The organism is Vicinamibacterales bacterium (assembly GCA_036496585.1).
Classification (GTDB): domain Bacteria; phylum Acidobacteriota; class Vicinamibacteria; order Vicinamibacterales; family 2-12-FULL-66-21; genus JAICSD01.
On the sequence record DASXLB010000080.1, the window covers coordinates 25,151 to 45,799 of the forward strand.

Consider the following 20,649-nt stretch of genomic DNA (forward strand, 5'->3'; position numbering starts at 1 on the left):
TCGTCTCTTTCCGAGCGGCGTCGCCGTTCGGACTCTCATGCGTGTGCCGTCTTCGTGTGTCGTCGTGCGCATCCGCGTGTGGTCCGTCATTGGTCCTGGCGTTTGATCGGCGTCGCGCCGCGCTCGGCGACGATCCAGGCGGTGCGCGCTGCCAGTCGCGCGACCCGTTCGAGCTTGCCAAAATCGATCCGCGCCGGCTCATCCGATGGCGTGTGATAGTCGGGATGAAGCCCGGTCGTGAAGTAAACCGCCGGGATGCCGTGCCGCAGGAACGGCCACTGGTCCGAGCGGTGAAGGAGATCCTGGGCACCGACGTCGTAGTCTTCCTTCAGGCTCAGGCCGACGGCGCCGTTGGCCTGCCGCACGTCGGCGGCGAGCTCCGGCGTGTAGCTGTAGCCGAGCACGTGCAGCGTGTTCGTGCTCGAGGCGGCGTCGATCTTCGGGAATCCCGTGAAGCGCCAGTCGTCGGGGTCTGGCACCTCTTCGTGGCGCCCCACCATGTCGAGGTTGATATTGGCGATGACGCGGCGGCCCGGGCGGCCGGCTTCGACGAACGCCTCGGCGCCCAATTCTCCCTTTTCCTCGCCGTTCCACAACGCGAAGAGCACCGCCCGGGCCGGCCGCTCGCCATGGGCCGCCGCCTGCGCGAACGCCGCCGCCCCGGCCATCACCGCCGCCGTCCCCGACGCGTTGTCGTCGGCGCCGTGGTAGATCCGCCCGGCGTCGTCGACGCCGTCGTGGTCCAGATGCGCGCCGACGACGACCAGCTCATGCCGGTGGCGGCTGTCTCTTCCTTCGACGACCCCGAGCACGTTGTGGATCCGAAGCGGCTCGGCCACCAGGGCGGGCGAGAGCGTCGCGCTCAGCCGGTGGCCGGCGCGCAGCGCGGCCTCGATGGGCCGGGCTGCCGGCTGCGACAGCGTCACGATCGGCGCGGGCTGCGACCGCAGCGCGGTCATCAGACGATAGGTCGCCTCGCGGACCGACGGACGAGCGGGCCACACGCTGGCCAGCTGCGGCAGGTAGCGGCCGACGACCACCGCGCCGAGCGCGCCGTGCAACAGCGCCGCGGCGACCTGCGGGTCGGGGTCGCCATCGGTGCTGACGAGCGCGACGGCGTCGCCCACGCCGCCGTCCGCCTGGACGAGCGGTGCGGTGACATCCCGATCGCCGGTTTCCGGCAGCGGATAGAAGTCCGGACCGGCGGCGAACTCGCCCAGCGTCGAGCCATCTTCGTCGCGCACGGTCAGATGCGCGCCGGGGCCGAGCGTCGGACGATACACGTCGACCGGCTGATAGCACGATCCCTCGGCACCCGCCGGCGTGACGCCGGCCTGGGTGAGGGTGTCGCACACGTAGGTCTCGGCCTTCTGGTTGCCGACATCGCCGACGCCGCGGCCGCGGAAGTCGTCGCCGGCCAGCGTCTCGACGTAGGCGCGCAGCGCATCGATCCGGATGTCGTCGAGCGCCGGCGCGATCGGCCGGGTAGCCGGCGCCGGTGCGACCGCGCCGATCACGCCGACGAGCACGAGCAGCAGAGCCGGCTGCGGCGACCTCATCCTTCTAGGATAACGAACTTCGCGGCGCTTACCGGATTCGTCGCGCATTTTCCAGAACCGTTGCTCGTGCTGCGCGCAGCCGTGACGTACAATTCGCGCATGTCGCGCCCACGCGTCGCCATCACCGGCATCGGCGTCGTCTCCCCGTACGGCGTCGGACGCGAGCGGTTCTGGACCTACGTGAGCAAAGGGTGCAGCGCGACCCGCGCCATCACCGAGTTCGACGCATCCGTGTTCCCCTGCAGCGTCGCGGCACCGGTGCCGTCTTCGGTGTCGATCGATGACGCGGCAGCAGTCGAAACGCGGGCCGGCGAGGGGAACGGACGGCCGGATCCGCGGCGCTACTCGCGCGCATCCTTGATCGCGGTGATGGCCGCGCGCGAGGCGTGGGCCGACGCGGGGCTGCGTATCAACGAGCCGGGTGGCGGCGTCATCGTCGGCAGCGGCGCCGGCGGCATCGACGTCGCCGAGCGGCAGTATTTCGAGTTCTTCAACGACGGGTGGAAGCGCGTCACGCCCTACGCGATTCCGGTGTCGATCGTCGGGATGATCTCCAGCGAGATTTCGATCGCCCTCGAGCTGCACGGCATCAGCCACGTGCTGTCGACCGGCTGCACCAGTTCGACCGACGCGATCGGCTACGCGGCTTCGCTCATCAGGGCCGGTGAGGCCGAGATGCTGCTCACCGGCGGCGCCGACGCCTGCGTCACCCCGGGGATGATCTTCGGCTTCGCCAAGATGCGCGCCGTGGCGACGCACTACAACGACACGCCGGCGCAGGCGTCGCGCCCCTTCGACCGCGGCCGCGACGGCTTCGTGCTCGGAGAAGGTGCGTGGATGCTGGTGCTCGAGAGCGAAGAGCGGGCGCGGGCCCGCGGCGCCCACATCTACGCGACGGTCGAGGGGTACGGATCGACCTGCGACGCCTATCATCGCGTGCAGATGGCGCCCGATGGCGAGCAGATCATCCGGGCGATGCGTCTGGCGATCGAGCGCTCCGGCCGCGCCGTCGAAGAGATCGGCTACGTCAACTACCACGGCACGTCGACGCAGCTCAACGACGCGGTGGAATCGCGCTGTGTCCGTCGGCTGTTCGGCGCGCGCGCCGACGCGGTGCCGGGATCGTCGACCAAGTCGATGATCGGCCATCCGCAAGGCGCCAGCGGCGCCGCCGGGATCGTCACCGCCGCGCTGGCGCTGTCGCGCGGCTTCCTGCCGCCGACGATCAACCAGCGCGACTCCGATCCGGACTGCGATCTCGACTACATTCCCAACGCCGGCCGCGCGGCGTCCCCCGCGGCGGCGCTGTGCAACTGCCTCGGGTTCGGATCGAAGAATTCGGCGATGGTGATCGGCGCCGTCTGAAGCCGCGCCGGTGTCGACCCCGCGACTCCACCCGGCGCGCGCCGAACGGCGAAGGTGAGGAGTGGACCTGTGTTCGACGTGATCGTAGCGGGCGCCGGTCCGGCAGGCGCCACCGCGGCGCTGGTGCTGGCGCGCGGCGGCGCGCGCGTGCTGCTGCTCGATCGCGCGAGGTTTCCGCGGAGCAAGCTGTGCGGAGACACCCTCAATCCGGGCACGCTCGCGATCCTGCGCCGCCAGGCGGTGAGCGCGCCGATCGAAGCGCGGGCCCTGCGGCTCGACGGCATGGTGGTGACCGGCGAGCGGCGGGTCGCCGTCAGCTGCCGTTACGGGCCGGGCGTCCACGCCCTCTCGATCGCGCGCTGCGATCTCGACGCCGGGCTCGCCGCGGCCGCTGTGAACGCAGGCGCGCGCTTCGAGGAGGGCGTCGCGGTCCGCTCGGCGCTGGTCGACGCGGCGACGTCGCGCGTTCGCGGCGTCATCATCGCGGGCCGCGACGGCTGCGATGTGCGGGTGCCGGCACCCTTCGTGATCGCCGCCGACGGACGGCGATCGTCGCTCGCGATCCCGCTGGGCCTCGCCCGCCAGCCGCCGCACCCGCGACGCTGGGCTATCGGCGCCTACTTCGCCGGCGTCGAGGGCCTGCAGACATTCGGTGAAATGCACGTCCGCCGCCGCCGCTATATCGGCGTGGCGCCGGTCCCTGGTGGGGCCGCCAACGTCTGCCTCGTCGTGCCGGCGCCGGTTCGCATCGACGATCCCGCGGCGCTGCTCCTCGATGCCATCCGCTGTGAGCCGGCGCTTCGCGACCGCTTCGCCGCCGCCCGCCTGATCGCCCGTCCCGCCGTGCTCGGCCCGCTCGCCGTTGACGCGCCGCAGGCCGGCATGGACGGCCTGGTGCTCGCCGGAGACGCCGCCGGCTTCATCGATCCGATCACCGGGGACGGCCTCCGCTTCGCCGTGCGTGGCGGCGAGCTGGCGGCCGAGGCGCTGCTCGCGGCCCTCGCCGGCCGGCTGGCCCGACCGCATGTCGCCCTGCGGCGCGCCCGGCGTCGCGAGTTCGGCGGGAAGTGGCGCTTCAACCGCCTGATTCGCCGTGTGGTCGCGAGCGGCGCGACGGTGGAGGCCGCCGGTCTCATCGCCGCCGCCGCGCCGTGGGCGTTGCGGCGCGCAATCGGGTTCGCGGGCGACGTGCCGGCATGACGGCCGCCGTCCCGGCCCTCGCCGCAATCACCTTCGGCACGATGCTCGGCGAGACGTCGCTCTCGTCGCGGCACGCCCGGGCGCTGCGCGCGCGCGGCGCCGTCGAGCCCGCCGGCGACGTCTACCGCGCGATGGCCTTGGCGTATCCCGGCGCGTTCGCGGCAATCTTCGTCGAAGGCCTCCTGCGCGGGAGCGCGGTCGACGGATGGTTCACCGCGGGTCTCGGACTGTTGGTGGCGGCCAAGGCGCTCAAGTACTGGGCGATCGCGACGCTCGGCGAACGCTGGACGTTCCGGGTGCTGGTGCCGCCACGTTCCACGGCGACCAGCGCCGGACCCTACCGCTGGCTCACGCATCCCAACTACCTCGCCGTCGTCGGTGAGCTGGCCGGCGCCGGCGTTGCGGCCCACGCGCCAATCGCAGGCGTGGCGGCGGTGGTCGGATTCGGGCTGCTGATCCGACGCCGCATCGCGATCGAGGACATCGCGCTCGCGCAGCGATAGAATCCTCGCCGTGAAGCTACCGCTGTGGGTGCGCGCGCTCGACGCCGCGGCCGTGTTCGCCCTTGTGCTGACCGGCACCGTGTTTCTGTTCGGCGGGTTCGCGATCTATTTCACGCTGTCACCCGTACGGATCCATTCCACGGGCCGCCTGCTGTTCGTCGCTCTGGCGCTGCTGGCGGTTCGCCACGCGGCACATCCGGCCATGCCGCTGCACCGGCGCTTGTCCGGCTGGCTGCGCGGCAGCCACGAGCGGCCGGCGCTCAACGCGGCGGCGTTCGGCCTCTCGTCACGGGTGGCCGTCCTGTTCGTCGCCTACATGGCGGTGGTGACGATCGGCGTCAATGTTGCGACGACGGGTTTCGTGGTGTCGCGCGACAAGCTCTCGAACCTGCCGGCGCGCTTCGACGCCGGGTGGTACGGCGGCATCGCGCTCGACGGCTACTACTTCGGCGGCGACTTCAAGCACCAGCAGAACATCGCCTTCTTTCCGGCCTTTCCGATGCTGATGCGCGCCGTCGGCTATCCGATCGGGGCGTTCGGTCCGGGCATGCCGCCCGAGAAGCGGATGGTGCGGCTGCTCTGGGGGGGCGTCTTCATCTCGCTCGCCGCGTTTGGCTGGGCCTCGGCCTACCTGTGGCGCCTGACGCGCGACATCGCCGGAGAGGCGAGCGCAACCGGCGCGGTCGCGCTGCTCGCCGCGTATCCTTTTTCGCTGTACTTCAGCGCTCCTTATACGGAGGCGTTGTTCCTGCTGGGCGCGGTCGCGGCGGTCTTCCATTTCCGGCGCGACCAATGGGTCGTGGCCGGGCTGTGGGGGGCGCTGGTCGGCCTCACCCGGCCAAACGGCTGCTTCCTGAGTGTCGTACTCGCCGCCATCCTGGCCGAGCGTCTCTGGCGCGACCGCCACACTTCCACATCTCCACATCTCCACATTTTAAAAATTTTCAAATCCCTCGCCTCCGCCGCGATGCCGGGCCTCGGCATGCTGGCCTACAGCGCGTACGTGCATCAGGTAACCGGCCGATGGTTCGGGTGGGCGCGGCTGCACGAAGCGGCCTGGGGACGCGCCTATGAGGGGCTCGCACCGGTGGAGCGGGCGTATGGCTGGATCACCGACGAAGGGCTGTTCCACGTGATTGAGGGGGTTCCGTACGACACGCTGAACAGCCTCGGTCTGGTGTTCGCGCTGCTGATGCTGTGGCCGGTGCTGAAGCGGCTGGGGCCGGCGCTGGCGCTCTTCATCGTCATCAACGCGGTGCCGCCGATGCTGGCCGGCGGCGTGCTGTCGATCGGGCGGCTCTCGTCGACGCTCTTTCCCGCGTTCATCGCCCTCGCGGCGATGTCGTCGCCGCGAATGACGCAGGCGCTCATCACAGCCTTCGCCATCGGACAGGGGCTGGCGGTGGCGATCTTCTTCACCTGGCGCCCGCTGTTCTGACACCACCGGCACGCCGCGCGCGTCCTCCGCACGGAGAGTGTCGTGCTGACGGCAGACTGGCCGGCGGCGTCGGCCGTCTAATCGGCATGGTGTCGCTCGACGGTCCGAGTGGCTGTCTTGGCGGCACTATAATCGACCGATTCCATGCTGCGGTTGTCCCATCCGGCCCGCCTCTTCGTCGTCATCGCGCTGGCGGTGTGCTGTGCTTCGACCGGCTCGTCCGTACGTGGCGCGCAGGGGACGCCGGCCCCGACCGATTTCCGCAGCGCGGCGGCGGCGGCGATCGCGCATGGCAAACGCGCCGATGCGGAGCGGATGGCCAACGCGAAGGGCGCGTCCGATCCGGCCGCCGCCGTCGTGCTGGCGCAGCTTGCCGTCCACCGCGGCCGTTATAAGGACGCGCTGGCGCTTCTAGAACCTGTGGTGGCGCGCGATCCGGCGGGCGATGCCGCGCTCGAGCTGGCGACGATCGAGCGCGAGGTCGGTCGGCAGGCGGATGCCAGCACGCTGTTCGCGGCGGTGCTCCGGCAGTCCAGCGGCGCGTCGGATGCGGCGACCCTGGTGCGCGGTGGCCGTGCGGCAGCGGCGCTGAACCGGCCGCGCGACGCGAACACCCTGTTTCGCGAGGCGGATCGCGCCGGTGGCGGCGCCGTCCTGGTGCAGCAGGCATGGGGCGAGTTGTTCCTCGAGAAGCACCAGGTCGCCGAGGCGCTGAAGTCGTTCCAGTCGGTGCTCGCCGCCGATCCTGAATGGGCGCCGGCGCACGCCGGCCTCGCCCGGGTGCTCGAAGACGAGGACTCGACGAAGGCCGCGGCCGCGGCCGACAGAGCGGTGGCGATCGACCCGGAGATGGCCGACGCGCGCCTGGTGCTGGCGAGTCTGCATCTCGATGCCGACCAGGAGGCGGATGCCAGGGCCGAAATCGACAAGGTGCTGGCGGTCAATCCCGGTCATCCGCACGCGCACGCGCTGCGCGCGGCGATCGCCTATGTCAAGGACGACACCGGTACCTTCGAGCGCGAGATGGCGGCGGCGCTCGCGACCGACCCGGTCTACGGTGAGGGCTACCGGCTGGCCGGTGAGCTGGCGGCCGCGCACTACCGATTCGAGGAGGCGGTGGCACTCGCGCAAAAGGCGGTGGCGCTCGATCCCTCGAACTCGCGCGCCGCAGCGGATCTGGGCATGCACCTGCTGCGCACGGGCGACGAGGCTGCGGCGCGGCAGACGCTCGAGCGCTCGTTTCGCGCCGACCCGTTCGACGTCGTCACCTTCAACCTGCTGCAGATGCTCGACAAGCTCGACAAGTTCGCGGTCGAGCGCGACGGCGACATGGTCTTCAAGATGGCGCCGAGCGAAGCGCCGGTGCTCCGTGAATACGCGGTGCCGCTGGCGAAGGACGCGATCGCGACGCTCTCGGCCCGCTACGGCTTCACGCCGACCGGCCCGATTTTCATCGAGATCTTCCCGGACCACGACGATTTTGCGGTGCGCAATCTCGGCCTGCCCGGGATGATCGGCGCGCTCGGCGCCTGCTTCGGCCATGTGGTCACGATGGATTCCCCCAACGCGCGGTCGCGCCCAGGGGAGTTCAGCTGGGAAGCGACGCTCTGGCACGAACTGGCGCACGTCATCACCATCCAGATGTCCAAGCAGCGGATTCCCCGCTGGCTCACCGAAGGCATCTCCGTCTACGAGGAAGGACGGCAGCGTCCCGAATGGGGGCGCGACATGGAGGTGACGTTTGCGCGCGCGATGGACAAGGGGAAGGTGCTGAAGCTGCGGGAGCTGAACGCCGGATTCACGCGTCCCGAGACGATCTCGCTCGCGTACTACGAAGCGTCGCTGCTGGTCGATCACATCGTGTCGACGCGCGGACAGCCGGCGCTCAACACGCTCGTGCGCGCCTTCGGCGACGGCGTCGACAGCGACGCGGCGCTGAAACGCGCGATCAACGTCGACTTCGACGGCCTGCAGGCGAGCTTCAGCACGTATCTCGAGGATCGCTTCGGCTCGATGCGCCGGGCGCTGCACGACGCCGACACGCCGGTCGACGCCCGCTCGCTCGACGCGCTGAAGGCGTCGGCCGCGGCGAAGCCCGAGAGCTACATCGCGCAGCTCGCGCTGGGCGAGGCGCTCGCCAAGGCAGGCGACGCGTCGGCGTTCGCGCCGCTGCAGCGCGCCTCGGCGCTGGTGCCGAACGCCATCGGCGACGAGAGCCCCCACGCGATCATGGCCGCGCTTGCCGAGAAGCTGAACGACCGTCCGCGCGCGATGAAGGAGTACGAGGCGCTCATCGCCTCCGACCACACCAACGTCGAGGCGGCGCGTAAGCTGTGGACGCTCGCCGAGGCCGCCGCCGACGACCGCCTGATGACGCTGTCGGTGACCCGCATCGTGTCGCTGGACCCGTTCGATGCGACCGCCCACACCAGTTGGGGCCGGATGGCGTTGAAGAAACGCAACCCGGCCGTCGCGACGCGCGAGTTCCGCGCGGCGCTGCTGACCGGTGCTCCTGACAAGGCCGCCGCGCACTGCGATCTCGGTGAGAGCTACCTGCTCGCCGGCGACCGCGCCGCCGCGAAGCAGGAAGCGCTGGCGGCGCTCGAGATCGCGCCCAGCTTCGAGCGCGCCCAGGAGCTGCTCCTCACTGCGGTAGGGGGCCACCCGAGCCACTGACATGCGGACGCGCGCGTGGGGCGTGGCGGGGCTCGCGCTGCTGGGAGCGGCGTCGTGGCTCGTTGTACCTCCGGCGCTCGACCGCTGGATCGGCGGCCCGCTCTTCGCCCAGGCGCCGCCCGTGCCGGCGGCGCCCGATCCGCGGTTTGCCGGATTGCAGTGGGGCTTCGTCCGGGTTCACTACACGGCGTGGACGTTCCCGCCGCGCCCAGGGGTGAGCCCGTATGACGAGCCCTGGTATATCGACGCGCCGGCGGCCGACTGGAATCTCTCGCGCCGGGTGCGCACCGCGACCGCGATCCAGGTCAACGACCCGATCGAGATCCGCCTCCAGGATCCCGACCTCTTCAATCACCCGTGGATCTACATCGTGGAGGGAGGCAATCTGCGTCTCAAGGACGCAGAGGTGCCGATCCTGCGCGAGTTCCTGCTGCGGGGCGGCACGCTCACCTTCGACGACTTCCATGGACCGATCGAGTGGAGCAACGTCGAAGGCGAGCTCAAGCGCGTGTTCCCCGACCGCCGGATCATCGATCTGCCGAAGGACCATCCGGTGTTCAACTGCTTCTATCACTTCGAGACGTTCCCGCAGACGCCTGGGCTCGGCTCGTTCCTGATGGGCCGGACCTGGGAAAAGGGCGGCTACGTGGCGCATCTGCGCGCCATCGAAGACGACAACGGCCGCGCCATGGTCCTCATCAACTGGAACGTCGACATGGGCGACGGCTGGGAATGGTCGAACGCCTCGGAGTACCCGGGCTATGTGAAGTACACGGCGCAGGCCTACCGGATGGAAATCAACGAAATCATCTACACGCTGACGCACTGAAGCCCGCCGATGAACATGCAGACCACTCCCATGGCCGCGATCGCCGAGCGCGTCGCCGACGGACGCCAGCGCATCCTCGCCGAGCTGCGCAAGGTGATCGTCGGTCAAGACGAGGCGATCGAGCAGGTGCTGATGGCGCTCTTCACTGGCGGCCACTGCCTCATCACCGGCGTGCCCGGACTCGCCAAGACGCTCCTCATCCGGACACTGGCCGAGATCTTCGACCTCTCGTTCAAGCGCATCCAGTTCACGCCCGATCTGATGCCGGCCGACATCACCGGCACGGAAATCCTGGACGAGGAGGGCGGACGCCGCAGCCTGCGTTTCGTGAAAGGCCCGGTGTTCGCACAGATCCTGCTGGCCGACGAGATCAACCGCACGCCGCCCAAGACGCAGGCGGCGCTGCTCGAGGCGATGCAGGAATTCCACGTCACCGCGGCGGGCCGCACCTATCCGCTTGAGCGGCCGTTTTTCGTGCTCGCCACCCAGAACCCGATCGAGCTCGAGGGCACCTATCCGCTCCCCGAAGCACAGCTCGACCGGTTCCTCTTCAACATTGTCGTCTCCTACCTGAGTGAAGACGACGAGGTGCGCGTGGCTACGCAGACGACCGGCACGGACGTGCCGCGGCCGGCTCGCGTGCTGGGCGGCGCCGACATCCTGGACTATCAGCATCTCGTCCGCCAGGTGGTGGTCGCCGAGGAGGTGGCGCGGTACGCGGTGCGGCTGGTCGATTCGTCGCGCCCTGGGCGGCAGCAGCAGCTCGCTTTCGTCAAGGACTGGGTGAAGTGGGGCGCCGGGCTGCGCGCCTCGCAGTCGCTGATTCTGGCGGCGAAAGCGCGCGCGCTGATGGAGGGGCGATACCACGTGTCGGTCGCCGACCTGCGCGCCCTGGCCAAGCCGATCCTCCGCCACCGGATCATCCCCAACTTCTACGCGGAATCGGAGAGGATCACGTCCGACATCCTCGTCGATCGGCTCATCGACGCGGTGCCGGCGCCGCGCAGCGGCATGTAGCCTGTCATGCCCGCGCCAGCCGCTTCCCGCGACCTCCGCTTTCTCGATCCCGCCGTCATCGCGCGGCTCGGGTCGATGGAGCTCAAGGCGCGAACGATCGTCGAGGGCTTCCTGTCCGGGCTGCACCGCAGCCCCTACAAGGGGTTCAGCGTCGAGTTCGCGGAGTACCGGCAGTATCTCCCCGGCGACGACCTGTCCAGGCTCGACTGGAAGGTCTACGCGCGCTCGGATCGGCACTACGTGAAGAGGTTCGAGGAGGAGACGAACCTGGAATGCCATCTCCTGCTCGACGTCAGCGGATCGATGGGCTATCGCGGCGGCGCAGCGGTCAGCAAGCTCGAGTACGGCTGCATGCTGGCGGCTTCGCTCGCCTATCTCATGAGCCGGCAGCGGGACGCCACCGGGCTGATCCCGTTCGACGAGACGATCCGGCCGCGGCTGCCGGCGTCGGCGCGGCCGGGCCACCTCCAGGCGATCCTGCACGCCCTCGACCGGATCGCGCCGGCAGGGCGATCGAACGTCGGCCGGCCCCTGCACCAGCTCGCCGACACGCTGACCAAGCGCAGCCTGGCGGTGGTCATCTCGGATCTGCTCGACGAGCCCGACCGGATCGTCAGCGGCCTCGAGCACCTCCGCTACCGCGGCACCGACGTGATCGTCTTCCAGGTCCTCGATCCGCACGAACTCCAGTTTCCGTTTCGCGGCGCCGCCCGCTTCACCGATGTCGAAACGGCCGACGTGGTGACCGCCGATCCGGCCCAGGTGCGCGGGCCGTATCTCGACGCGATGGACGGGCTGCGCGCGCGGTACGAGAAGGCGCTGCGCAGCCACGGCATCGACTTCCTCGGGCTCGATACGTCGAAGCCGCTCGATTTCGCGCTGCTCGCGTATCTGGACGCGCGGGGAAAGGGGAAGGGGCGGTGAGGAACCATGGGCAGTGGGCAGACGGTCGGGAATTGAGGGCAGCCACATAGGATCGTGTCGTTCCTCACTCCCCTCTATCTGATCGGCGGCGCGCTCGTGCTGCTGCCCGTCGTGCTGCATCTGCTGCGGCGCGATGTGGCGCCGCCGGTGCCGTTCACCGCCGTGCACCTGCTGCGCGGGACGCCGGTCGCCCGCACCCGCCGCCGCCATCTCCGCGACCTGCTGCTGCTCGCGACCCGCGTCGCGGCGCTGCTGCTGCTGGCCGGTTCATTCGCGCGGCCGTACCGCGCCGCGGTCGCCGCGCCGGCCGGGACGACCGTCGTCGCCGTCGATCGCTCGTTCAGCATGGGGCCGCCGGCGCGGATGGCACGGGCGCGTGAGCTGGCACAGCAGGCGATCGACGGCGCCCGCGGCGATCGCGTCGTGGTCGTGGCATTCGACGATCGCGCCGAGGTCGTCTCGGCATCCGGCACCGTCGCCGACGCGCATGCGGCGCTGGCGTCGATGCAGGCGGGCTACGGCGCCACCGTCTACGCGGCGGCACTCGACAAAGCCGCCGATCTGCTGGTCGACGCCGACGGCGGGCGGCTCGTGATTGTGTCGGACCTGCAGCGGAGCGGCTTCGACCAGAGCGGGGCGACGTTGCCGGACGGCATCGATCTCCGCGTGCTCGACGCCGGCGGCGCGACCGCAAACCTGTCGGTGTCCAGCGCGACGATCGACCACCGCCGAGTGATCGTGACCGCCCGCAATGGCGGGCCGGCGCCGCGCACCGCCGTGCTCTCGGTCGCCGCCGACGGGCGCGATCTGCCGGCGCGCCGGCTCGAGCTGCAAGGGAACGACACCGTCGACGTCGCCTTCGAGGCGCCCGCCGACGTGCGCGCCGTCCGCGCCAGACTGAGCGGCGACGCAGCGGATGGGCCGACCGCAGACGACGAGCGCTATGCGGTGGGGGAGAGCCGCTCGCGGCCTCGGATGCTGATCGTGTCGGGCGCGCCAGGGTCGAAGAACGGCTTCTACCTGTCGCGCGCGCTGCTCGCGGAAGGGGACGAGGGTCCGGACTTCGACGTGCGCAGCGTCAGCGGAGTGGCCTTTTCGGCGATGAGCGATGCCGACCTGCACAACGACCAGGCGATCGCGCTGCTCTCGACCCGTGGACTTGATCGGCACGCCGGCGAGCGCCTGCGGCATTTCCTGCAGACGGGCGGCGGCGTCTTCGTGGCGGCCGCCCCGGACGTCGATGCCGCCGTGCTGTCAGTGCTCTTCGACTGGACGCCGCCGCTCGCTTCTGACGAGGTCGCAGATGCCGGCGTGCTGGCGGCCACCGATCTCCGGCATCCGGTCCTGCGGCCGTTCGCCCAGGTCGCGGCGAATCTCGGACAGATCACGTTCGATCGCGCGTGGCGGATCGATCCGGGCGCCGGCTGGCAAGTGGCGGCGCGATTCACCAACGGCGACGTCGCGCTCGCCGAACGGACGGGAACGCGCGGCCGGGTTCTGCTGTTGACCTCGGACGTCGACCGCCGCTGGAACGATTTTCCGCTGCACGCGTCGTTCGTCGCGTTCGCGCAGGAGACCGCACGCTATCTCTCGGCGCGCGCGCCGGTGCCCGCGACGTTCCTGGTCGCCGACGTGCCGCCCGGGATCGCGGCCAGGCCGGGATTCTACGAGCACGACGCGCGGACCATCGCGGTGAACGTCGATCCGCGCGAGAGCCGCATCGAGCGGGTGACGCCGCAGGAATTCCGATCGCTGGTCACCCGTACGGCGGCGCAGGTCCGGCCGCAGGCGGCGCGGCAGGCGGCCGAGGCCGAGCGTCGGGAGCACTACTGGCAGTACGGCCTGATGCTGATGCTCGCGACGCTCGTCGTCGAGGCGTTCGTGGGGGCGCGCGGATGACGCCGCGTACGGAGCTGACCGCGGCACTTGGCCTGGTCCGGCGGCGCTGGTTCCGACTCTCTGCGCTGAACGCGGCGGCTCAGGCGATGTTCGCGATCGCGGTCATTGCGACGGCGGCCTGGGCACTTGGTCGAGAGGATCGCGTCGGCGACGAGGCGGCCCTCGCGCTCGGCGTCCTTGCCGCGGCGGCGGCGCTGGGCGCGGTCGCGGTCTGCACCTGGCGGCTGCGCCGGCGCCCCGACGACGCTTCGGTGGCGCGATTCGTCGAGGAGCGGTTCCCGGAATGCGGCGACGCGATCGTGACCGCGGTCGATCTGGCCGGGCGCTCGGCCGACGCCGGCGACTTCGCGCCGCTCGTCGCCGCCGGTGCGGCGCACCGTCTTCGCACGCTCGATCTCGACGCCGTCGTCGATTCGCGGGCCATCGGCGTGGCCGCGCTTCGGGCCGCAGGAGCGGCGGTGGTGTGCGCGGCGGCGCTCGCCATCGCGGCGCCGTACCTCCAGCGGCTCGCCGACATCGCCTACGTGCGGCTGTCCCCTGGCGCGGTCGTCCTGACCGTGACGCCGGGCGACCTCCGCGTGGCCGCCGGCAAGCCCGCCATCATCACCGCGGCGGTGCGCGTGCGCGCGCGGTCCCTGGCGCACGTCTCGCCGCAGATCACGCTCGACGCCGGCGGAGAGACGATCACGCTGCCGATGGAGCGTGCCGGAGGCGGCTATCAGCTCAGGGTCCCGAGCGTGGACCGGTCGTTTCACTACCGCGTCTCGGCCGGTCCGGCGGTGTCGCGTGCCTACAGCGTGACGGCACTGCACGCCGCACACGTCGAGCGCATCGATCTGCAGTACGACTTCCCCGCGTTCACCAGTCTGCCGCCCCGGTTCGAACGCGACGGCGGCGACGTCTACGCGCCCGCCGGCACCCGTGTGCGCGTCCTCGTCCACACCGACAAGCCGGTGCGCACCGGCGCGCTGGCGTTCTCGCAGGGACGAGGGCCAGCGACGCTCGGCCGGCTCGAGGATCGCACGATGGTGGCCTCGATCACGGTGGCGGAGGAAGGCGCCTACCGCGTCGGATTGATCGACGCCGACGGGCTGGCCTCGGAGAGCGTCGAGTACTTCGTTCGCGTCATCGACGACCGTCCGCCCGACGTCCACATCCTGCGCCCAGGCAACGACGAAGGGGTCACGTCCCTGCAGGAGGTGCCGATTGAAGCGGGCGCCGACGACGACTTCGGGATCGCCAGGATGGAGCTCGTCTACTCGGTTGCGGGCGGCACCGAACAGGTGGTGCCGTTCACGGCGGTGTCAGGTGGGCCGCTTGCCCGGGTCGGCTCCCGCACGCTCGCGGTCGAGGACCTGAAGGTGAAACCGGGAGACGTCATTGCGTATTACGCCCGCGCCTGGGATGTGCCGCGGGCCAAGCCGTCGACCATGGCCACGAGCGAGATCTTTTTTCTCGAGGTGCAGCCGTTCAACGAGGAGTACTCGCTGGCGGTGAGCCAGTCGGCGATGCAGGCCGCGATCGCGACGCAGCTCGAAGGGCTGATCTCCGCTCAGAAGGAAATCATCAGCGCGACCTGGAACCTCGAGCGCCGATCGGCAGCAGGGCGATCCTCGACCGACGTCAAAGGCGTCGCCGATGCGCAGATCGAGCTGAAGGGACGCGCCGAACGCGCCGCCGGCGCCGAGCAGGAGCGGCGCCGCATCGCAAAAGCGCCCGGTGCGCTCGCCGCGGGGCGACAGACGCCGCAGCCAGCGGCCGCTTCCGACCCGGTGCGGGCGGCGGTCGAGGCGATGGGGCACGCCGCCGAACAGTTGCAGGGGCAGCAGACCGCCGGCGCAATGCCGCACGAGATGGCGGCGCTCAACGCACTGCTGCGGGCGCAGTCCGAGATTCGGGAACACCAGGTGGCGCAGCAGCAGTCTGGCGCGGGCAATCCGTTCGGCAACCGCAACCAGGTGGATCTGTCGAGCCTGTTCGACCGGGAGCTGAAGCGGCAGCAGAAGAGCAACTACGAGGACAAGGCGCCTGCCGGGAACCAGCAGGAACCCGCTGGCGTCGAAAACGCGCTCGACCGGATCCGCGACCTGGCGCGACGCCAGGAAGAGCTGTCGCGGCAGCAGCGCGATCTTGCCAGGGGGGGCACCGACGCAGGCGAGGCGGCTCGGCAGCTCGAAAGGCTGACCCGCGAGCAGGAAGCGCTGCGGCGGCAGCTCCAGGACGCCGTCAACCAGCAGACTCGCGGCGGCCGGCCGGAGCCGGATCTGGCCGATGCGCTGCAGCAGATGCGCGACGCCGCGGCCGGAGGGCAGCAGGCGGACGCGTCCGCCGTGGCGGCCCGGGGACAGCAGGCGGCGGAGGCGCTGCGCCGCGCCGAAGCGCAGCTCCAGACCGGCACACCGAACGCCCGGAAACGCGCCCTCGGCGATCTGCAGCTCGAATCGCAGCAGGTCGCTGAAGAGCAGCGGCGGATCGCCGGCGAAGCAGGTCGCCTCGATCAGGAAGGGGGCGGCGCCGCGGACGCGCGGCGTCGGCTCGCCGGCGACAAGGATCGCCTGGCCGATCGCGTCGACGCATTGCAGGAGTCGGCCGGCCGGCTGCCGGCGGCCGGGGAGGCGGCGCGCAGTCTCAGCGGCGCCCACTTGGGCCGCCGCATGCGCGAGACCGCGCGCCAGCTGCGCGACGGCCACTCGGCTACGAGCGCGCCCGCCGAGCAGCAGATGGCGGAGGCCCTCGATGGTATCGCCCGGCGGCTCGGAGCCGCTGGCGCGGACGGAGCCGGCGGAGAGGCGCAGGGCGCCACCGCGCAGACTGCCGCGGATCTCGACGAGCTGCGCGACGCGCGCGACCGCATCGCCAGGCTCGAGCGGCAGATGCGCGACCTTCAGCACGAGGGCGGCCAGCGCTCGGGAGGGTCGGACCGCCGCGGCGGCGCGGGTGACGCCGGCGTCAACGACTTGCAGCGCCGGCTCGATCAGGAACTGTCGCGGACGAGGGATCTACTCGATCGCCTGCCGCGCGCCGATGCGCAGTCGGGCGGCCGAGGGGCGACGCCGGAAGCGCACGAGTGGAGCCACTCCGCGCCGGGAACGGAAGCGTTCAAGCAGGACTACGGCCGCTGGCAGTCGCTGACGGCGGAGGCAGGCCGCGCGCTCGAGCGCGCCGAGCGGACGACCTCGGCTCGTCTGTCGTCGTCACTGGCCCGCGATCGGCTGGCGGCCGGCGGCAGCGAACGCGTCCCGGACGCGTACCGGCGGCAGGTGTCGCGCTATTTCGAGGCGATCGCGGCCGGGTCGGGAGGCGGCCGGTGACCTTCGAGAACCCGCTGCCCTGGTGGGGACTCGTCGCGGTCGTCGCAGCAGCGGCGGGCGTGGCGTCACTCGCCTACCGCAGTGTGCCGATCGGGCCCCTCCGGCGCCGCGCCCTGTCGGCGCTCCGCTGCGCCACGCTGCTCTGGATTGTCGTCTGCCTGATGCGGCCGGTCGGGCGGCCGTCGGCGGCGGCGCTTCACGACGCCGTCGTGCCGATCCTGGTGGATACGTCACGCAGCATGGGGATTGCCGACGCGGGCGGCATCCGCCGCATCGATCGCGCGCGCGACGTCGTCCAGCGCGAAGTGCTGCCTGCGATCGCACCGCGTTTCCAGACCGAGCTGCTTCGCTTCGGCGATCGGATGGCCGCGTCGACGCCGGCAGATCTCTCGGCGACCGATCGCCGCACCGCTCTCGCCGACGCCTTGCGCGCCGTGACGGATCGCTACCGCGGGCGCCCCGTCGCCGGCATCGTGCTGGTCAGCGACGGTGGCGACAACGGCGTGGCCGACGCGGCCGCGGCGGCGGCCGGCGGGCCGCCGGTGCTGGCGATCGGTGTCGGATCGCCGGCGACCTCCCGGGATCGCGAACTGGTCAGCGTGACGGCCGCAGAGTCGGTGATGAGCGACGCAACCATCGACGTCACCGCCGAGGCCGTGGCGCACGGCTACGGCGCGGCGCCGATCGAACTGCGGCTGCTCGAGAACGGGCGGTCCGTCGAACTGCGGAGGGCGACGCCGGCGGCCGATGGCGTACCGGTCAGCGAGACCTTTCGGGTGTCGCCAGCGCGCGACGTGCCGACCGTCTACACCGTCGAGATTCCCGCGGCCGGCGACGAGTTGGTCGCCGAGAACAACGCGCGAAGCGTGCTCGTTCCCCCGGCCGATCGGCCCCGTCGCATCCTGTTCGTGCAGGGGGCGCCCGGCTTCGACCATGCGTTCCTGCGGCGGGCGTGGATCACGGATCGCGCGCTCGAAGTCGATACCGTGGTCCGCAAGGGACGCGACGACTCCGGCGCGCAGACGTTCTACGTGCAGGCGGATCCATCACGCGCCCAGGCGCTCATCGGCGGCTACCCGGCGACCCGCGAGGCGCTCTTCGCCTACGACGCGATCGTGCTCTCGAACGTCGATCCGGATCTACTGAGCACCGCGCAGCTGGCGATGACGCGGGCATTCGTCGGGGAGCGCGGCGGCGGGTTGCTGCTGCTCGGGGCGCGCGCCCTCCAGCACCAGGGGCTTCGCAACACCCCGCTCGAGGAGGTGCTGCCGCTCGAGCTCGGCGACAAGAGCGGCGGTGCGCTGCCGCCGGTGGGGGAGCCCGGGCGCGATCGCGTCGCGCTGACACCCGCCGGCCGGGCACACCCGATCATGCAGCTCACCGCCGCGGCAGGTGAGAACGAGCGGCGGTGGGCGGCGATTCCGGCGCTGGCGTCGGTGTCGGCGCTCGGCGGACCGAGGGCCGGCGCCAGCGTGCTGGCGATCAGCGGCGGTCCGGGCGGCGTGCCGCGGGCGCTCGTTGCGGTGGAACGCTTCGGCGAAGGCCGATCGATGATCTTCACCGGCGAGGCATCCTGGCGTTGGAAGATGAACCTGCCGGCGGGCGACCAGTCCTACGATCGATTCTGGAGGCAGGCGATCCGCTGGCTGGCGCACGCGGCGCCGGATCCAGTGTCGATGACGCTGCCGGCGGCGTCGGCGCCCAGCGACGGCATTGCCGTCAGCGTCGCGGTCCGAGACCGTGCCTTCGTGACGCGCCCCGACGCCATCGTGGACGTGCGCATGACCGCCCCTTCGGGCCGCATCGAGACCGTGCGCGCCGCGCCGCGTCCAGGTGGGACGTTCCTTGCGACCCTGCGCGCGCCGGAACCCGGCGTCTACCGCTTCGCCGCCGACGCGCGGGAGGGATCGACTGCGCTCGGCGCCTCCCTCGGTACGCTGCTGGTCGGCGGTGTCGACGCCGAGATGGTCGATCCGCGCCTGAACGAGGAGGCGCTGCGGCGCGTGGCGCGCGCGTCGGGCGGGGCCGTGATCGGGTCCGCGCAGGGCATCGATACCGCCGCGTTGCTCGATCGGCTGCAGGCAGCGGCGCCCGTTGCGGCGCTTCGCGCCCGGGTGGATCTGTGGCACACCGGCTGGTCGTTCGCGATCCTTGCCGGTCTGCTGGCGCTCGAATGGCTGGCCAGACGCGCCGCGGGGCTGCGATGAGACACGCCGGGCGGCAGTTCGCGGCGCGATGGTCCCGGTACGCGGGGCTGTGCGTGGCGCTCCTGACCATCGCAGCGCCTGCGGCCACAGCCGGTGAACGCTACGCGCTGATCGTGACCGGCGCGCATGGTGAAGAGAGCTATGGACCGCAATATGCCGAGTGGCGGCAGGCCGCGTCCGTCGCGCTCATCGAGCGATTAGGCTTCGACGCGCGCGCGGTGATGACGCTATATGAAGGCGGCGATGCCGACCACGCCTCGACGGCGTCCGGCGTGCGCCGGGCGATCGGCCGACTGCGGACGCGCGTGAAGTCCGATGATCTGGTGCTGGTTGTTCTCCTTGGCCACGGTTCGTTCGACGGCGCCGAGGCCAAGTTCAACCTGGTCGGGCCGGATCTGTCCGCCTCGGAGTGGGCCGCGCTGCTCGAGCCGCTGGCTGGGACGCTCGTGTTCGTCGATGCCAGCGCCGCGAGCTTTCCCTTCCTCGAGCGACTCGCATCGCCGCGGCGGATCGTCATCAGCGCCACCGATTCGGTGACGCAGCGCTTCGACACGGTCTTCCCGGAATACTTCATCCATGCGCTCGCCGACCCCGATGCGGATCTCGACAAGAACGGCCGGATCTCGGTCTGGGAGGCATTCAACGCGGCAAGCCTCGGCGTGCGGCGCTACTTTACGCAGCGCGGCCGCCTGGCGACCGAGCGCGCGCTGATGGACGACAACGGTGACGGTATCGGACGGGAGGCGGGAGGCGAGGGGAACGACGGCGCGGCGGCCGCGCGCGTCTATCTCGATCTCGATGTTCCGGGTGCGCCGCCCACCGACGAGGCGCTGCTCTTGCTGCTGCAGAAGCGAGCCGCCATCCAGGTCGATCTCGACGATCTCAAGGAGCGGCGCCTGCTGCTGACGGCTGCGGACTACCAGTTGGAATTCGAGCGCCTGATCGTCGCCTTCGCGCGCGTCTCGCGCGAGATCCGCGCCAGACAGGGCGAGGGCAGATGAGGGCGCGTCACGCCACGTAACTGTCGTCGTGCCACGAGTGGCCTCGCCGCCGCAGCACGAACCCGACCGCCGCCCCGACCGCAAATCCTCCGACGTGGGCCCAAAAGGCTGTGCCGCCGGCGGCCGCATTCCTCACGCCAAGGGATCCGACGCCGCTCAGCAGCTGCATGAGAAACCAGAAGCCCAGGAAGACGACCGCCGGAATCTCGACGAGATCGAAGAAGAACAGGAGGAACACCGCGGTGAGCACCCGCGATTGCGGGTAGAGGACGAAGTACGCCCCCATCACGGCGGCGATGGCGCCGCTCGCGCCGACCATCGGGATCGCGGAAAACGGGTTGAACAGCACCTGGAGGAGCGCGGCGGCGGCGCCGGCGCCGAGATAGAACACCAGATGCCCGACATGACCGAGCCGATCCTCGACGTTGTCGCCGAAGATCCACAGGTAGACCATGTTCCAGATGATGTGCATCCAGCCGGCGTGCAGGAACTGGCTGGTGACGAGCGACGGCCACCAGAACGAGGTCGGCACGACCGCGTACGACGCCATGAACACCCGCAGTTCGGTCGGACCGAGCGTCACCTCATAGAGAAAGACGAGCGCGTTGAGGACGATGAGGGCGATGGTGACGACCGGCACCGTCCGCGACGGGATGACGTCGCTGACCGGGAACATGCAGCGAGTATAAGACGCGCGCCGGCCAGGCGTTAGACTGTGGA

Annotated in this window: 14 protein-coding genes; 12 read left to right on the forward strand and 2 right to left on the reverse strand. The window is 70.9% G+C overall.

Annotation, left to right across the window (positions count from 1 at the left end; genetic code table 11):
- Window positions 1-86: 86 nt before the first annotated feature.
- Window positions 87-1,559, reverse strand: coding sequence for a M28 family peptidase (locus VGI12_22370; GenBank protein HEY2435431.1), 1,473 nt, complete (start codon window positions 1,557-1,559; stop codon window positions 87-89).
- Between the two features lie 99 nt (window positions 1,560-1,658).
- Here VGI12_22370 and VGI12_22375 point away from each other — a divergent pair, with 99 nt between their 5' ends.
- The 12 genes from VGI12_22375 (at window position 1,659) to VGI12_22430 (ending at window position 19,929) form a co-directional block, all read left to right on the forward strand.
- Window positions 1,659-2,924, forward strand: coding sequence for a beta-ketoacyl-[acyl-carrier-protein] synthase family protein (locus VGI12_22375; protein ID HEY2435432.1), 1,266 nt, complete (start codon window positions 1,659-1,661; stop codon window positions 2,922-2,924).
- A gap of 69 nt (window positions 2,925-2,993) precedes the next feature.
- Window positions 2,994-4,124: an FAD-dependent monooxygenase gene (locus VGI12_22380; GenBank protein HEY2435433.1), complete on the forward strand. Its 1,131-nt coding sequence runs from the start codon at window positions 2,994-2,996 to the stop codon at window positions 4,122-4,124.
- A complete protein-coding gene (locus tag VGI12_22385; protein HEY2435434.1) occupies window positions 4,121-4,627 on the forward strand; it encodes an isoprenylcysteine carboxylmethyltransferase family protein in 507 nt (168 codons plus the stop codon). Before VGI12_22380 ends, VGI12_22385 begins: the two co-directional genes overlap by 4 nt.
- 10 nt (window positions 4,628-4,637) lie before the next feature.
- Window positions 4,638-6,065 (forward strand): mannosyltransferase family protein, encoded by a 1,428-nt coding sequence (locus VGI12_22390; GenBank protein ID HEY2435435.1) that lies wholly within the window; start codon window positions 4,638-4,640, stop codon window positions 6,063-6,065.
- Window positions 6,066-6,209: 144 nt separating this feature from the next.
- The gene (locus VGI12_22395; protein HEY2435436.1) at window positions 6,210-8,741 is read left to right on the forward strand and encodes a tetratricopeptide repeat protein; all 2,532 of its coding nucleotides are present in this window, start codon (window positions 6,210-6,212) and stop codon (window positions 8,739-8,741) included.
- Window position 8,742: 1 nt separating this feature from the next.
- Complete coding sequence (locus VGI12_22400; GenBank protein ID HEY2435437.1) at window positions 8,743-9,570, forward strand: DUF4159 domain-containing protein; 828 nt, start codon at window positions 8,743-8,745, stop codon at window positions 9,568-9,570.
- Between the two features lie 9 nt (window positions 9,571-9,579).
- The gene (locus VGI12_22405; GenBank protein HEY2435438.1) at window positions 9,580-10,587 is read left to right on the forward strand and encodes an AAA family ATPase; all 1,008 of its coding nucleotides are present in this window, start codon (window positions 9,580-9,582) and stop codon (window positions 10,585-10,587) included.
- 6 nt (window positions 10,588-10,593) lie between these two features.
- Window positions 10,594-11,511, forward strand: coding sequence for a DUF58 domain-containing protein (locus VGI12_22410; protein ID HEY2435439.1), 918 nt, complete (start codon window positions 10,594-10,596; stop codon window positions 11,509-11,511).
- Between the two features lie 54 nt (window positions 11,512-11,565).
- On the forward strand, window positions 11,566-13,410 hold the full coding sequence (locus VGI12_22415; protein ID HEY2435440.1) for a VWA domain-containing protein: 1,845 nt from the start codon (window positions 11,566-11,568) through the stop codon (window positions 13,408-13,410).
- A complete protein-coding gene (locus VGI12_22420) occupies window positions 13,407-16,721 on the forward strand; it encodes a DUF4175 family protein (GenBank protein HEY2435441.1) in 3,315 nt (1,104 codons plus the stop codon). The genes VGI12_22415 and VGI12_22420 overlap by 4 nt, the downstream gene beginning before the upstream one ends.
- Window positions 16,718-18,928 carry a glutamine amidotransferase gene (locus VGI12_22425; protein HEY2435442.1) on the forward strand — a complete coding sequence of 737 codons (2,211 nt, stop codon included), beginning with the start codon at window positions 16,718-16,720 and terminating at the stop codon, window positions 18,926-18,928. Before VGI12_22420 ends, VGI12_22425 begins: the two co-directional genes overlap by 4 nt.
- Before the next feature lie 53 nt (window positions 18,929-18,981).
- On the forward strand, window positions 18,982-19,929 hold the full coding sequence (locus VGI12_22430) for a hypothetical protein (GenBank protein HEY2435443.1): 948 nt from the start codon (window positions 18,982-18,984) through the stop codon (window positions 19,927-19,929).
- A gap of 7 nt (window positions 19,930-19,936) precedes the next feature.
- Here VGI12_22430 and VGI12_22435 read toward each other — a convergent pair whose 3' ends face one another.
- Window positions 19,937-20,605, reverse strand: a complete 669-nt coding sequence (locus VGI12_22435; GenBank protein HEY2435444.1) for a rhomboid family intramembrane serine protease — start codon at window positions 20,603-20,605, stop codon at window positions 19,937-19,939.
- Window positions 20,606-20,649 lie beyond the last annotated feature (44 nt).

Excerpts from the sequence above, each read along its gene's own strand:
- VGI12_22370 (HEY2435431.1), bottom strand. The coding sequence starts at position 1,559 with ATGAGGTCGCCGCAGCCGGCTCTGCTGCTCGTGCTCGTCGGCGTGATC.
- VGI12_22375 (HEY2435432.1), top strand. The coding sequence starts at position 1,659 with ATGTCGCGCCCACGCGTCGCCATCACCGGCATCGGCGTCGTCTCCCCG.
- VGI12_22385 (HEY2435434.1), top strand. The coding sequence starts at position 4,121 with ATGACGGCCGCCGTCCCGGCCCTCGCCGCAATCACCTTCGGCACGATG.
- VGI12_22395 (HEY2435436.1), top strand. The coding sequence starts at position 6,210 with ATGCTGCGGTTGTCCCATCCGGCCCGCCTCTTCGTCGTCATCGCGCTG.
- VGI12_22400 (HEY2435437.1), top strand. The coding sequence starts at position 8,743 with ATGCGGACGCGCGCGTGGGGCGTGGCGGGGCTCGCGCTGCTGGGAGCG.
- VGI12_22405 (HEY2435438.1), top strand. The coding sequence starts at position 9,580 with ATGAACATGCAGACCACTCCCATGGCCGCGATCGCCGAGCGCGTCGCC.
- VGI12_22410 (HEY2435439.1), top strand. The coding sequence starts at position 10,594 with ATGCCCGCGCCAGCCGCTTCCCGCGACCTCCGCTTTCTCGATCCCGCC.
- VGI12_22420 (HEY2435441.1), top strand. The coding sequence starts at position 13,407 with ATGACGCCGCGTACGGAGCTGACCGCGGCACTTGGCCTGGTCCGGCGG.
- VGI12_22435 (HEY2435444.1), bottom strand. The coding sequence starts at position 20,605 with ATGTTCCCGGTCAGCGACGTCATCCCGTCGCGGACGGTGCCGGTCGTC.